At 45.4% G+C, this 584-nt stretch carries 2 protein-coding genes; both read right to left on the reverse strand.

What is annotated here, in order from left to right; translation table 11 throughout:
• On the reverse strand, positions 1 to 214 hold a 214-nt coding region (locus tag KC460_05240), incomplete at its 3' end, for a PKD domain-containing protein (GenBank protein ID MCA9770746.1).
• Positions 215 to 239: 25 nt separating this feature from the next.
• Positions 240 to 584, reverse strand: a 345-nt coding sequence (locus tag KC460_05245) for a hypothetical protein (protein ID MCA9770747.1), incomplete at its 5' end; no start/stop codon positions are given.

Genomic DNA, 584 nt, shown 5'->3' on the forward strand with positions numbered 1-584 from the left:
TATTAGTTTCCGCCCCCTGAGTAACCTGAAGGGCTACTCCATATATACCAGCATCACTATATGTATGGACAGGATCCTCAGAAGTGGATGTTCCACCATCCCCAAAATTCCAACTCCAGGCAGTTATGGGCCCATCAACATCGGAAGATTGGTCAGTGAAAGTTACTTCAAGACCGTCTATAGTATAGGTGAAGTTAGCAACAGGAGTAGCCATTACAGATTAGTTGTCGGGGTTTGGGTTATTCTTCTTCTTCCTCTTCTTCTTCCTCTTCTTCCTCTTCCTCTTCTTCTACATCGAAATCATTAATGAAGTCAATGACATCGGATTTTTTCCTCATGTCAGCCACTTCCTTGATGGCATCTACTGTGATGTCGGGCATAGATACTGCATACCGGATCAGTTCATCTAGCTTCATAGTACCCAATTGCTCATCGTCCAGCTTTGCAAAGCCGACTGCAACGCTTTCCTGGCCAGCTTGGTAGCCTTCTGTATAACCTTCAGTACGAGCATCTTCTACGTCCTGAGCTGTCAAGCCTTCTCCTGCAGTTTTTTCCACGATTGGAGTTGCTGTTTTAGCGGGCTT

The sequence above is a fragment of the Candidatus Dependentiae bacterium genome, assembly GCA_020431705.1.
Classification (GTDB): domain Bacteria; phylum Babelota; class Babeliae; order Babelales; family Vermiphilaceae; genus JAGQHQ01.